Genomic DNA, 12988 nt, shown 5'->3' on the forward strand with positions numbered 1-12988 from the left:
CTCGCCTCCCCCCCTCTCGCCCTCTACAGTCACGAAGATGGGAACGTGGCGGGTGTGCCTACGCATCGGGCTTGGGCTCGGCCTCGGAGCGTTCCTCGTCGGCATGGGGCTCGCAGCCGGGGCAGGGATCGCGTTGGAGCTCGTTTCCCCCCCCCGCACCGTCGCCCCGGGCGAGGTGGCGATCCACGTCTTTTCGGTCTCCAACCCAACCTCATCCACCGTGGTGGTCGAGCTAAGCGCGGATGCCCCTCTGGGTTGGGGCACGCTCGATCTTCCTCCCATCGTGTCCCTTGGGCCGGGAGATGAGGAGGCACTGTTCGTGACGGTCGTCGTGCCCCGCACCGCGGTGGCCGGCGCGCACATCGTGCGCCTGAAGGCAGCCTGGGACAGCGGCGAGGCGGTAGCCGAGGCGACGGTGCACGTCCTCGCCATGGCCGCGGTCGGGCTCATCCCCCCGCCCGCCGGCGAAGGGGAGCCGGGAGCGACCGTGGCTTACACCCTGACGGTCCTCAATCGGGGGAACGGGCTCGACCGCTTCCTCGTCGCCGCCTCCTCCGCCCACGGCTGGCCGGTGCGGATCGAGCCCCAGGAGCTCGCCCTGCGCCCCGGGGAGAAGGGGACCATCGAGCTCCTCCTCTCCCTCCCCAGTTCGGCCGAACCAGGGCGCGACCTCCTCACCGTGACCGTCCGCTCGACCGAGGGGGCGGAGGCCCGGGCCGCGTGGTTCACGACGATCCTCCCCCCGGGGCCGGAGGCAATCGTGGGCACCGTGTTCTCCGCGCTCGAGATGCGCCTGGGCGGGAGGCTCGGGTACGACCCCCTCTCCGGGCGCCGGCTGTCGCTCCTGACCCTGTCCGGGGGTGGGGAGGTCCTGGGCGGGGAACTGGGCCTTCACCTCCAGCTCACCGGGCCCTGGGGGCCGGATCCGTACAGCCTAGCAAGGTTTTCACTGCGCTACCTCCAGGATTGGGCCTGGGTCGAGGCGGGGGAGGTCGGCCTCGATCTTTCCTCCCTCCTTCTCTCGCTTGGGGGAAGCGGGATGTGCGCCGGCGTCGCCAGCGAGAGGGGGGAGGCGGCCCTCCTCACCGGCTGGCAGGGGGACGAGGGGAGATTCGGAATCCGCGGGGCATGGCGGGGGGGATGGGGGGAGCTCGGGGTGGCGGCGCGGGAAACGCGAGGGACGGACTCCCTCCACGCCGGCTCTCTCTGGATCACCGGGCACCTCGGGGAGGGCCTCACCCTGCGCGGGGAGGGGGGGATCGCAGTTTCGGGCCCGCATCGGGAGGCGGGGGTCCTCGTCGGCCTCACCGCGGGGACGGGGGCGACCCTCTCCTTCCAGGCCGATGCCTACGCAGTGGGGCCGCGGCTCCCCAGCCCGCGGGCGGACCGGGCGGGGATCAGCTTCGCGGGGCAACTCGCGGCGGACGCGGTGGCGCTGCGGTTCATGACGCGCTGGGAGAGGGACAATGTCCTCGGGGTCGCCCTCGTCCCGACCGTGGTCCGATCGGACCTCACCACCGCGGTGGATTGGTCCCCGTCGGGGTCGCGTCTGGCGCTGTTCGCGACGACCACCGTCCGCCGCAGCCAGGGATTCGGCCCTGGCCCCGCGCTCGACCGGCGGAACCGCATCCTCGACCTGGCACTGGCCGTCACCGACCCTTCGTTCGCGTTCCGGCTGAGCGGACGGTGGAGGTGGGAGGAGGACCTCGCGGCCATCTCCTGGCAGCGGACCGACGAGTATGCCCAACGGTTCACCCTCGCCCTCGGGCAGACCAAGGCGACCCTAAGCCTGACCGAGGTCGCCTCCATCGGTGACGGAGGCGCGACCCCGGTGGTGAGCCAGGCAAGCGTGGACGTCCTCACCCCGGCGGGGCTGGCCCTTGGCTTCCGCCACGCCTCCGATGGGGGAAGGGTGGGGATCGAGATCCCAGTTGCCCTCTCCCCCGCAAGCTCGATCACCCCCCGCCTTGAGGTGCGGTGGGATCCCGCCGGTGAGGCGAGCTCCCTCTACGCGGAACTCAGGTTCGAGCACGCCTTCATCGCGACCCCCCCCCTCCTCCCCGCCCGGGGGTGGATCGAAGGCGTGGTGTTCGTGGATGACGATGGGAACGGACGCCTTGACCCGGGCGAGCTCGGGATCGTCGGGGCGGTGCTCGAGATGGACGGGACCCGCGTCGCAACCGGGGCCGATGGGCGGTTCCTGTTCCCTCCCCTCGCTCCGGGAGCGTACAGCCTTGCCATCGGGCGCCTCCCCGCGGGGTTCCGGGCCCAGGTAGAGCTCCCTCTCCAGGTCGAGGTCGCGCTCGCTGGGCGGACGGTCGTCCACATCCCGTGCAAGCGGTTGGGGGAAATCGCGGGCGTGGTGTACGACGACCAGGACAAGAGCGGATCCCGCGACGGTGGGGAACCGGGGCTGGGGCGGGTGCGCGTGGTCCTCGCCCAGGACGGGGTGGACGTGGGGGAGGCCCTCTCGGATCCAACGGGGGCGTTCTCGTTCCCCGACCTCCCGGGGGGCGAGTACTGGGTAAGGGTGGACGCGACCTCCCTCCCCGAGCGGTACGAGCTCACCACGCCCGTCGCGGTGGTGGTGGGGTTGGGGCCGGGTGAGAGCGAGGAAGTGCTGTTCGGGGCCTGGCAGAAGCCGCGGCCGGTGGTGGTCGTGTACCGGCCCCCAGTGGCGGACTTCACGTGGGAGCCGACTTCCCCTCAAGCGGGGCAGCCGATCACGTTCGACGGCGGGGCCTCGCTCGGGGAGATCGTGAACTACCGCTGGGACTTCACCGCTGATGGGACCTTCGATGCCGAGGGCGTCCGCGTGGCGTGGACGTTCCCCGAACCCGGGTTCTACCTCGTAACCCTCGTCGTGACCGACGACAAGGACCTGACGGGCAAAACCGAGCTCCTCATCTCGGTGGTTCCCTGAGGGGGAAGCCACAGCGGCGCCGACGGGGAGCCTCTACCATGGTGTACACTCGCCTCACTTCCTCGGGCGGATCGCGCGAGTTCCATCCGCTTCAGGTATTGCGATGGGTTGCTGCTAGGGAGGCGTAGCATGGCTGCACCAGGAGAGAAGACAGTCAGCCGTCTGCCGCGCACGGACCGCGGCCGGGCGACGCGGGAGCGCCTCCTCCACGGCGCGGAGGAGGTGTTCCGCGAGCGGGGGTACAAGGCGGCCTCCGTGTCCGCAATTTGCCGGCGGGCGGGGCTCGCCCAGGGCACCTTCTACCTCTACTTCGTGAGCAAGGAAGAGGTCTACGTCAACCTGGTGGAGGCTCTTCAGAATGACCTCGTCGCGACGCTGCGGAGCAGCACTGCTCCGAACCCCGACCCGCGCGCACAGCTCATTGGTGCGTACGACGCCCTACTGGATTTTATCTCCGAGAATGCAGGCCTCTTTCAAGTGTTCCGCGAGGCGGAGTTCGTCCGCCCGGAGATCCCGAAGCGGTTCTATGCCGCAGTGTGTGCCGAACTGATCTCTGTCCTGGAGGCCGGCATCGCGGCCGGGGCGTTTCGCGACTTGGACCCGGAGGTGGTCGCGTACGCGGTCCTGGGGGCGGTGTTCTTCCTCGCAGTGCGGTACGTGATGTGGGAGGGGAGGGCCATTCCCCCGGAGGCGCGGCGCGTCGGGGCGGATCTCATCCGACAGGGGATCGCAGGCGATCGCAGCCCGATCAAGTACGGAGGGGAACCCGCGTCGGGGTCTGTTCAAGACAGCGCAGCGGCGCCATCTCCGCAGGGGCTGGAAGGAGGGGAAGCCACCCGACACGCGCTCCTCATCGCTGCCGAACGGGCGTTTGGCCAAGCAGGGTTCCACCAGACCACGATCTCGACCATCACCTATCTGGCCGGGGTTGGCCAAGGCACGTTCTACATCCACTTTCCGAGCAAGGTCGCCATCTTCAGCGAGCTGGTGCGGGAGATCAGCCGAGAGTTCCGGTACCGACAGAGTCTCGCGGTGGCCCACCACGTGGATCGACGAGCGGTTGAAGCTGAGGGATTCCGTTCGTTCCTGCGCTGGGTGCGTGATCACCCGGGGGCATACCGCATCGTCCGGGAGGCGGAGTTCGTGGACGAAAACGTTGGCAAATGGTACTACACGCGCCTTGCGCAAGGGTACGCGCGGGGACTGTCCGCTGGCATGAACCGCGGAGAGATCCGCCGCTGTGACCCAGAGGTCCTGGCGTACACTCTCCTCGGCATCGGGCACTTCGCAGGCCAGCGGTGGGAACTGTGGGGAGGGGAGAAACCAGCCGAGAAGGCTCTCCCCGACTTGATCAGTCTGATCCTGTACGGGGCCCTGAAGGAACCTCACGCTACCAAAGTCCCCTGCGACTACTAGTCTGGGCGTGATGTCCCAAAACACATGGTAGCGGGGCGATTTCCCGCCCGAGGGAACTGGATCCCCTCCTCGGAACGCTGCGTCGTTGTCCGAGCCGAACCCCGTAGCGGGAACGGGAGGCGCTCCCGGATCCCAGGGATCGCTTCCCGCACCGCCTCCTGGCTTTGGGAGCGGTGGGTGGAGAGCAGCCGGTCGATCGTGGCCGGGTTCAGCTGGACCAGGGGCCTCGGCGTCTCCAGGGCAAGGGCGAGTCCCTCTTCCCGCTCCAGCACAGAGCGATCTTAGGCAGGAACGGAGCGCCGTCTCACATCCGGGGTATCCGCCCGAGGACGTTCCTTGGGCTTCCTTCCGGTCCGGAGGGCGCGGATCGCGGCCTGGCGGTGGTACCCGGTGAGGGCCACGAACTCGTCGAGGATCATCGTCTTGTCGCCGCGCCTCGCACGCAGGTAGCGGGCGCACAGTGCTCCCACCACCTCCGCCACGCTCGCGTGGGTCATCGGTACCTCCTCGTCTTCGGTAACCCGAATTCTGAGGAACCGACACCCCGTCCGGTAACACCGTCACGGAGGCAACTCGGGGGGTTGACACGGGCCTCGGCTAGCGCTATGCTGACAGGTGATTCAGGTGTCATAGCAAGCCCGGCCGGGGCCCGAACCGCCGGAGCCGTGGGTGCTGGCGCCGGTCCTTCGTGCCTGGCGAGGCGAAGGGGGCGGCGCGTGGCAACGAGGCGGACTGCGGGCAAGAGGGCGAGGGTTGGGATCGTTGGCGTTGGACTGACCCGGTTCGGCGTTCGTTCTGATGCGTCCCTGCGAGAACTAGCCTTCGAAGCCGCAAAGGCGTGCCTTGAGGACGCAACCGTGCGGCTGGCTGACGTCGAATCCATGATCGTCGCAGTTGCGTCGGACGAACTCAGCTTCTCTCTTCAACCTTCGGCCCAGGTCGTGGACTACTTGGGGTTCTATCCCAGACCAAGCTTCCGGGCCGAGGGTGCCTGCGCGTCGGGAAGCATGGCGATTCGCGCGGGATGGATGAACGTCGCGTCTGGGCTAGCTGATCTCGTATTGGTGGTGGGGGTAGAAAAGATGACGGAGGTTCCCACCCCGACGGTTACAGAAGTACTCGGCCGTGCTGGCGATACAGTATGGGAGTACCCCTTCGGCATGACCTTCCCCGGGTACTACGCGATGCTCGCCCGTGCGCACATGGCAAAGTACGGAACGACAGAAGAACAGCTGGCAGCCGTCGCGGTGAAGAACCATCACTATGGCGCGCTGAACCCATACGCCCACATGCAGAAGGAAATCACACTTGACACAGCGTTGAGTTCGCGCGTGGTGGCTGATCCGCTCAAGTTGTACGACTGTTGTTTGATCTCCGATGGAGCCGCAGCGGTCCTGCTTGCCACGGAGACAACGGCCAAGCGCCTTCGCGTCGACCCGATTTGGCTAACAGGGTTGGGCCTCGGCACCGGCACCCTCAACATCGCTCACCGTGCGGACCTGACCACACTGGAAGCGAGCACTGAAGCCGCCGGTCAAGCCTACGAGATGGCGCATGTCACACCTAGGGACATTGATGTGGCAGTTGTTCATGACTGCTTCACAATCGCGGAGATCGTAGCCTACGAGGACTTGGGATTCTGTCCACGTGGCGAAGGAGGGCAGCTGATCGAGGAGCGACGGACGTATATTGAGGGTGAAATCCCAGTTAACGTGGATGGGGGGTTGAAGTCAAAGGGGCATCCGATCGGAGCTACTGGGGTGGCTATGGCTGTGGAGATTGTCAAGCAGTTGCGAGGAGAGGCTGGTGCCGGACGGCAAGTCCCTGGGGCAGAGATCGGGCTGTCTCACAACGTCGGTGGGAGCGGGCAACACTCGGTTGTCCACATCTTCAGCCGGTCGTGAGGGAGGAAGGAATGGAGTTTCGGGACTTCAGTTTGCTGGTTCAGCACACCAAGGTCAGAGGGTTCACAGATGGGCTGGAACGCGGGGAACTTCTTGCCTCCCGGTGCACGACGTGTGGTGCAACATCGTACCCCCCTCGTAGCGACTGCCCCCGGTGTCTGGGGAGCGAATTCGAGTGGGTTCCAATCACAGGCAAGGGCCGACTTCTCACGCACACCGCGGTATTCGTCACGCCACGCCACTTCACCCCGGACCTGTCGCAAGTCGCACCTTTCTCCTCGTATGCCTACCGCCCAGCTGCGGTAGGAATCGTGGAAATGGCCAATGGGCTCCGCGTCATGGGATGGATTCGCGGCCTAGCCATTGAGGAGATCCGGATTGGCATGGAGCTGGAACCGCGCCCAGAGATCCTGCCGGACGGCCGGGCGACTGTGACCTTGTACAGCGGGGAGCGCTGATTGGGGATGCGAAACGGTGGTAGGACGGCAAGGATCTCGGGCGTAGGGATGTATCTCCCACAGGAGCGAGTTACCAACGCTGACCTCAGCGCGATCATGGATTACGACGTCGAGTCATACCTGGCGGAGAAGGGGATCGGCGTGCGGTACCGGGCAGCCCCCAACGAGGCAACATCCGACATGGGGGTGCGTGCAGCACGGGAGGCGTTGCTCCGAGCTGGCCTCGTTCCGGAGGACGTCGATTTGATCATCCTCGCTACCGATACACCAGACTTCATCAGTCCTCCCACATCGGCTGTGATTCAGCATAAGTTGGGCGCGACGAACGCTGGCGCCTTCGATATCAACGCCGCTTGCACCGATGAGACGATCGCGTTGGCGCTTGGAGCGCACTATATCGCTCTAGAACCGGGGATTGACCATGTCCTGGTTATCGGCGCCTATGGGATGACTAAATGGCTTGACTGGCGCCCATACGGCGAATCGGTGTCCAAGGTTCTGGCGATGCTCTTCAGCGACGGAGCGGGAGCGGTCGTCCTCTCCCCATCGGAAGAGGCGGGATACTTATCCTCCAAGATGCTCACGGAGGGCAGTTACTGGGACACCTACGGGATCTACCTCGGTACGGGTCAGCCGCCGACACCGACCATGATCGAGACACGTCGGCACTGTTTGCGGTTTCACGAGAACGGGCACCGTGTGCCGGCAGACTTCAACAGTAGTCGTTGGCCACGCCTATTGCGAGAGACGCTCCGGGTCGCCAACTGCACGCCCGACGACTTGAACCTCGTGCTGATGAACCAGGTGGACCTGAGCACCGTCCGCATCACACTAGAGGGACTCGGGTTACCGATGGATCGCACCCACTGGGTGGCTGATCGGTTCGGGTACGCCGGTTCAGCGTCGGTGTTCATGGCACTGTACGACGCTGTCGAGCAAGGGAAGCTTTCCGCAGGCGATCTCGTAGCCTTTTGCACCTCCGGCGCGGGATTCGTCTTGTCGACGGCGTTGTTTCGATGGCGCTGAGAAGGGGGGAGCAGATGCGGCTGAAGGAAAGGGTGGCGATCATCACTGGCGCAGCACGGGGCATCGGCCGTGAGACAGCATTGCTATTCGCCCGGGAGGGGGCGAAGGTCGTTGTGGCCGATGTGGACAGCCGTGGTGAGGAAGTGGCTACCGAAATCAGGCAGGGGAACCGTGAGGCGCTGTTCATGCGAACGGACATCACCGATCGCGAGGCATGCCGAATGATGGTCGAGTCCACCATAGCGAGGTTTGGAGTGGTGGATGTCCTCGTCAATAACGCTGGGATTGTCCGCGACGGCCAGCTGACCAAACTTTCCGAGGCCGACTTCGATCGGGTGATCCACGTCAACCTCAAGGGAACGTTCAACGTAACGCAAGCTGTGGCCCCATACATGATCGAGAAGGGCTGTGGGCGCATCATCAACGTGGCGTCAGTTGTAGGGTTGTACGGGAACTTCGGTCAGACCAACTACGCGGCGAGCAAGGCCGGCGTGATAGCGATGACGAGGGTGTGGGCACGGGAACTCGGCAGGAAGGGGATCAACGTCAACGCGGTCGCCCCTGGGTTCATCAGCACCGAGATGACCGAAGGGGTTCCGGAGAAGGTGCTCGGCATGATGCGTGACAAGACCCCCCTCGGCCGGTTGGGAACGCCGCGCGAGGTCGCAAACGTCTTCCTGTTCCTCGCCTCCGATGAGGCCGCGTACGTCCATGGAGCGGTGATCTGCGTTGACGGAGGACTGATCACATGAGGCTGAGGGTAGCAGAGGGACTCAGGGGCTCATGATGAGCCGACTAAACGGCAAGGTTGTGATCATCACCGGGGCCAGCTCGGGGATCGGTGCTGCCCTGGCGCGGTCCTGCTCAAAGCGCGGTGCCCACGTGGCACTTGCGGCACGGCGAGGCGAACAGCTTGCCGAAGTGGCAGTCACCTGTCCCGGGGAGACTATGGTCGTCACCTGCGATGTCACCGTCTCCGAGGACCGCCAGCGTCTCGTGAACGCTGCAGTCGAGAGATGGGAGCGGATTGACGTTCTTGTGAACAACGCTGGCATCGGTCTTTACGCCCCGTTTGACAAGACAGGCGAGGCCGATCTGCGCGCTCTGATGGAGGTTGACTTCATGGCGGTGTTCGGCATGACACAACTCGTGCTGCCGCTTATGCGCGCTACGGGGCGGGGAGCCATCGTCAGCGTAGCTTCTACCGGCGGACTGATCGCCCATGCACCGAACGTTTCGGCGTACTTGGCAGCCAAGCACGCCGTAGTCGGACTCAGTAGGGGCCTCCGCCGAGACCTTGAGGGAACGGGGATATCTGTACAGGTAGCGTGCCCACATCTGACCGACACGGGCTTCTTTGAAACGGGGGTGGGGGCTGAAGAGATGCAGGTAGTTGCCGCTCCGCTGCGCTGCCTGATGGACACCGCAGAGGACGTGGCCGAGGGAACGGTGGAGCAGATCGGAGCGGATCCGTTCGTCATCTTCCCAACAGCACGCTCTCGAGCTGCGTACGAACGATTTCGGGACCTATGATGGGAGGAAGCGTGGCCGCCTACGTGTGCACTACAGCTTTGGTGACCGGCGGTGCATCGGGCATCGGCCGGGCGATCGTTGAGGCCCTGTGTGCGGATGGCGTACGCGTGTTTTTGGCAGACCTCGATCAGGACCGGGCCGAAGAAGCGGTTGGCATGATCACCCGTGGAGGTGGGGCGGCAGAGGCACACTGCGTGGATGTTGCGGACAGCGCTGGGGTCACGAGGCTCTTTTCCGTTCTGAGAGGGAGATGTGACCGATTGGACCTTCTTGTGAACTGCGCTGCGATCATGGGTGCAACAACCTTCATTGATGATATGTCGGACCGGGAGTGGGATCGGGTGATAACGGTCAACCTTACCGGGACCTTTTACTGTTGCCGGGAAGCGGTCCGCTGGATGAAGGAACATCGGCATGGTCGCATCATCAATTTCTCCTCGGTCGCCGCATTGATGCCTACCCCGGGCGCCATCCACTACAGCACAAGCAAAGCAGGCGTGGCCCAGCTCACCAAAACACTGGCACGGGAGGTGGCCCGATACAACCTTCGCGTGAACGCTGTTGCTCCTGGATACGTGGAAACCCCGATGCTCTTTAAGCTAGACGTGAAATTTAAGGAGCAGATTCTCCGGCGAACCCCGCTTGGGCGGTTTGCGTTGCCAAACGAGATCGCTGCGCTCGTACGATTCTTGGCTAGCCCTGAGGCCGACTTCTTCACCGGCCAGGTGCTCAGTCCCAACGGTGGGCTGGTGATGTAGTGAACGGGTTCAACGAGAGAGGAGGGCGCGAGTTGAGGAACAGGTTTCCGAACTTAGCGATTAGCCAGGCACAGGATGCCCTGTGGGTCACCATCAACCGGCCGGGCGATCGGAACTCGCTGGACTCCGAGACGATTGCGCAGTTGCAAGCACAGCTTGAGGTCGCCGAGGCTTCCGGTGTGAGGGCAATTGTCTATCAAGGCAGTGGGGAGAAGTACTTCATCGGAGGGGCGGATGGGGTGGAGATGTACCGACTATGTCCGGACGAGGCACGGGGCTTTTCAGTTCGCATCCAAAGACTGTTCAACCGGATGGAGCGAAGCCCCCTCTTGTTGATCGCGGCGATTGATGGCCTTTGTTTTGGGGGCGGGCTGGAGTTCGCCCTAGCCTGCGACCTGCGCGTGGCGAGCGACGGATCGCGGCTCGGCCTGCCTGAGGTGAAGCTGGGGATCATCCCGGGTGGGGGCGGGACACAGCGGCTGCCGCGAGTGGTCGGCTTCGGCCGGGCGGTGGAAATGATCCTCTGTGGGAGGCTACACCCGGCGCACGATGCGCTGGAGATGGGCCTGGTTCATGCGGTGGTCCCGGCGACACAGCTCGTGAACTGGGCTGCTGAGATGGTGGCACGGGTGAACGCAATCCCCGCCTTTGCATTCGCCGCCGCAAAGCGGGCCGTCTACGGTTCGCGGAGCCTACCACTCGAAGCGGGACTCGGACTGGAGGCCGATCGGTTCGCGGAGTGCTTCGCCGAGAACTACTTCGCCGATCGCGTACGCGAGCAGCTTGCGGACGGCCGGCTGCAGTCCACTAGGGAGACGCATACTGAGCGGGAGGTGGGAGAACATGGCGACGTTTAGGGCGAAAGACGGGCTCGAGCTTTATTACGAGGAACACGGACAGGGTGACCCGGTGGTGCTGCTCGGGGGGATCATGATGAGCGCAGCCAGCTGGGCCCTGCATGTGCCGGTGTTCGCACGGCACGTTCACCTGATCTTGCTGGATCTACGGGACCAAGGGCGGTCCGGGAAGATGGATCGTGAGTATCGCTTGGACGTACACGTCCCTGATGTCGTTGGACTGCTTGACGAACTTGATATCCCAGCGGCGCATCTGATTGGCCTTTCTTATGGTGGCCAGGTGGCCCTGCGTGTCGCTTTGGCTCATCCTGACCGATTGCTGACGCTCATCCTCGCCAACGCCAACCACTACATTCCAAATCATCTGGCCGCGATTGGTCGGGCCTGGGAGGTAGCGGCTCAGCTGAACGACGGTGAACGGTTCTTCGAACTGGCCATCCCGTTCATCTACTCGGCTGACTTCTACGCTAAGTACCTGAATGCTCTCCGCCAGCGTCAGGCAATGTTCAAGTCCGCTCTGACGAAGGAGTGGTTTGAGGCTTTTCAACGCTTGTGCCGAAGTACCAACGGCTTCTCCGTGTCCACCGAGCAGCTGGCTCAACTTCGTATGCCGACGCTCCTTCTTGGCGCGGAGGATGACATGATCACGCCGGTCCGCCTGATGGAGGAGATGTACCGCGCAATCCCCGGTTGTGAGTTCATCACGCTACCCAGGGCAGGACACGGCGCATTTCTTGAGCGTGCCGGCGAGTTTCTGACAACGGTGGTTGGCTTCCTGGCGAAACATAGGCAGGAAACCCTGGCCTAGCTCGTCAGGATAGAGGGCCAATCGAAGGGGGTGATGGCAGAGACCGAGCGAACTGAAGGGAAAAGGAGATCATCAATCTGTGCCTACTAAGGAGGTTTACGTGAGAGTGAAAGGATGCGGGCTTATTGTAGTGATGTTACTGCTAGGCATGGTGACCCTCGCGGTGGCGGCTGCAGAGCCGATCAAGATCGGCGTGGTCAGCCCGTTGGGTGATATCACCGGCCGCCAGTCGACGCGAGCGATGCAGCTGGCCGTTGAGGAAATCAATGCCGCCGGCGGTGTGCTTGGAAGGCCACTGGAACTCATCATCATCGATGATGAGATGAATCCCGCCAAGGGAGCGGCGGCGATCGACCTCTTGGCCACTCAACACAACGTCGATGTGTTCATCGGCGGCATGGGCAGCGGTGTCCATCTCGCGCAAATCCCGCGGCTCAAGATCTACGAGAAGGTGACGGTCTGGATCGGCGCCGCCTCGTCGCTCGCCGAGCAGGCGCTGGAGGGATGTGACTGGTACTTCCACATCCACCCCTGGGACTACCTCCAGGGCGCCAGCTACGTGGTAGGATGGGCGGCAATCCAAGAAGAGTACCCGATGATCCGCATCAAGAAGGCATTTTGGGCATACGAAGAGGGAGCGTTCGGAGCGAGCTCGTACCAGGGTAGCCTGGTCGCCCATGCGGACTGGGAGAACACCGGCATGTCGTTCAAGAGCGCCATCGTCGGCGGCGGCGACTACCGCGCCGTCCTTCGCCATGCCAAGGATGTGAACCCCGACATCTTCATCTGGGTTGGGTACGATGCAGATGCACTCCCGATCATGGAACAGGCGCGCGAGATCGGCTTCACACCGCCTCTGTTCGTCGGATCGCCTCCCGGCTGGCCAGCCGACTTCGGGAAGTCCCCGCTGGCTGAGGGCGTCATTCTGTACGGGATGTGGGCACCGTCTATCAAAGAGGTGAGCCCAGTCAGCAAGCACTTCTGGGACGCCTACATCGCTCGGTGGAACGAAGAGCCAGCGACGTACTTCGCCCCACTTGGATACACCAACGTCTACGTAGTCGCACAAGCGATCGAGCGGGCCGGGACCTTGGAGAAGGCAGCGCTGATCGCCGCCCTGGAGGCGACGGAGTATGAGTCGCCCATCGGCGAGACCCTCACGTTCACTCCATCGAACATCATCAAGCACCAAGGCTTCCAGGGCCAGAAGATCCTGCAGTGGCAGGATGGACGCCAGGAAGTGCTCTGGCCGTTTGAGTTCGCTACGGCACTACCTCGGTATCCGTTCCGCTGGCGCTAACACCG

11 protein-coding genes and 1 pseudogene are annotated in these 12988 nt (G+C 64.1%); 11 read left to right on the top strand and 1 reads right to left on the bottom strand.

Translation table 11 applies throughout. The features are described from left to right. Nucleotides 1-37 precede the first annotated feature (37 nt). Together BARAN1_RS05235 and BARAN1_RS05240 are read left to right on the top strand one after the other, a co-directional pair. Nucleotides 38-2923, top strand: a complete 2886-nt coding sequence (locus tag BARAN1_RS05235; RefSeq protein WP_122031506.1) for an SdrD B-like domain-containing protein — start codon at nucleotides 38-40, stop codon at nucleotides 2921-2923. 129 nt (nucleotides 2924-3052) lie between these two features. Then, the gene (locus BARAN1_RS05240; RefSeq protein ID WP_122031507.1) at nucleotides 3053-4339 is read left to right on the top strand and encodes a TetR/AcrR family transcriptional regulator; all 1287 of its coding nucleotides are present in this window, start codon (nucleotides 3053-3055) and stop codon (nucleotides 4337-4339) included. A 281-nt stretch (nucleotides 4340-4620) separates the two neighbouring features. Here the strand turns inward: BARAN1_RS05240 and BARAN1_RS05250 are convergent, their stop codons facing one another. After that, entirely contained in the window at nucleotides 4621-4836 is a 216-nt protein-coding gene (locus tag BARAN1_RS05250) for a hypothetical protein (protein ID WP_122031509.1), read from the bottom strand. A gap of 219 nt (nucleotides 4837-5055) precedes the next feature. Here BARAN1_RS05250 and BARAN1_RS05255 point away from each other — a divergent pair, with 219 nt between their 5' ends. The 9 genes and pseudogenes from BARAN1_RS05255 to BARAN1_RS05295 all read left to right on the top strand — a co-directional run bounded on the left by BARAN1_RS05255 (nucleotide 5056) and on the right by BARAN1_RS05295 (nucleotide 12983). Next, nucleotides 5056-6243, top strand: coding sequence for a thiolase domain-containing protein (locus tag BARAN1_RS05255; RefSeq protein WP_231944248.1), 1188 nt, complete (start codon nucleotides 5056-5058; stop codon nucleotides 6241-6243). 11 nt (nucleotides 6244-6254) lie between these two features. Continuing rightward, nucleotides 6255-6581: pseudogene (locus BARAN1_RS06875) on the top strand (Zn-ribbon domain-containing OB-fold protein); the annotation flags it as partial. A gap of 168 nt (nucleotides 6582-6749) precedes the next feature. Further along, nucleotides 6750-7727 (top strand): 3-oxoacyl-ACP synthase III family protein, encoded by a 978-nt coding sequence (locus BARAN1_RS05265; RefSeq protein WP_162297755.1) that lies wholly within the window; start codon nucleotides 6750-6752, stop codon nucleotides 7725-7727. 14 nt (nucleotides 7728-7741) lie between these two features. Continuing rightward, entirely contained in the window at nucleotides 7742-8479 is a 738-nt protein-coding gene (gene fabG, locus BARAN1_RS05270) for a 3-oxoacyl-[acyl-carrier-protein] reductase (protein ID WP_122031513.1), read from the top strand. A gap of 34 nt (nucleotides 8480-8513) precedes the next feature. Then, entirely contained in the window at nucleotides 8514-9260 is a 747-nt protein-coding gene (locus BARAN1_RS05275; protein WP_157959498.1) for an SDR family NAD(P)-dependent oxidoreductase, read from the top strand. An 11-nt stretch (nucleotides 9261-9271) separates the two neighbouring features. Further along, nucleotides 9272-10018 (top strand): SDR family NAD(P)-dependent oxidoreductase, encoded by a 747-nt coding sequence (locus BARAN1_RS05280; protein ID WP_157959499.1) that lies wholly within the window; start codon nucleotides 9272-9274, stop codon nucleotides 10016-10018. A 32-nt stretch (nucleotides 10019-10050) separates the two neighbouring features. Then, nucleotides 10051-10875 carry an enoyl-CoA hydratase/isomerase family protein gene (locus tag BARAN1_RS05285; protein ID WP_157959500.1) on the top strand — a complete coding sequence of 275 codons (825 nt, stop codon included), beginning with the start codon at nucleotides 10051-10053 and terminating at the stop codon, nucleotides 10873-10875. Further along, nucleotides 10862-11683, top strand: coding sequence for an alpha/beta fold hydrolase (locus tag BARAN1_RS05290; RefSeq protein WP_122031517.1), 822 nt, complete (start codon nucleotides 10862-10864; stop codon nucleotides 11681-11683). Before BARAN1_RS05285 ends, BARAN1_RS05290 begins: the two co-directional genes overlap by 14 nt. 79 nt (nucleotides 11684-11762) lie before the next feature. Next, nucleotides 11763-12983 carry an ABC transporter substrate-binding protein gene (locus tag BARAN1_RS05295; protein ID WP_231944249.1) on the top strand — a complete coding sequence of 407 codons (1221 nt, stop codon included), beginning with the start codon at nucleotides 11763-11765 and terminating at the stop codon, nucleotides 12981-12983. Nucleotides 12984-12988 lie beyond the last annotated feature (5 nt).

The organism is Candidatus Bipolaricaulis anaerobius, from assembly GCF_900465355.1.
Classification (GTDB): domain Bacteria; phylum Bipolaricaulota; class Bipolaricaulia; order Bipolaricaulales; family Bipolaricaulaceae; genus Bipolaricaulis; species Bipolaricaulis anaerobius.

Bases quoted from the DNA above. Each gene is read 5' to 3' on its own strand.
- BARAN1_RS05235 (WP_122031506.1), top strand. From the start codon at position 38: ATGGGAACGTGGCGGGTGTGCCTACGCATCGGGCTTGGGCTCGGCCTC.
- BARAN1_RS05240 (WP_122031507.1), top strand. From the start codon at position 3,053: ATGGCTGCACCAGGAGAGAAGACAGTCAGCCGTCTGCCGCGCACGGAC.
- BARAN1_RS05250 (WP_122031509.1), bottom strand. From the start codon at position 4,836: ATGACCCACGCGAGCGTGGCGGAGGTGGTGGGAGCACTGTGCGCCCGC.
- BARAN1_RS05265 (WP_162297755.1), top strand. From the start codon at position 6,750: ATGTATCTCCCACAGGAGCGAGTTACCAACGCTGACCTCAGCGCGATC.
- fabG (WP_122031513.1), top strand. From the start codon at position 7,742: ATGCGGCTGAAGGAAAGGGTGGCGATCATCACTGGCGCAGCACGGGGC.
- BARAN1_RS05275 (WP_157959498.1), top strand. From the start codon at position 8,514: ATGAGCCGACTAAACGGCAAGGTTGTGATCATCACCGGGGCCAGCTCG.
- BARAN1_RS05290 (WP_122031517.1), top strand. From the start codon at position 10,862: ATGGCGACGTTTAGGGCGAAAGACGGGCTCGAGCTTTATTACGAGGAA.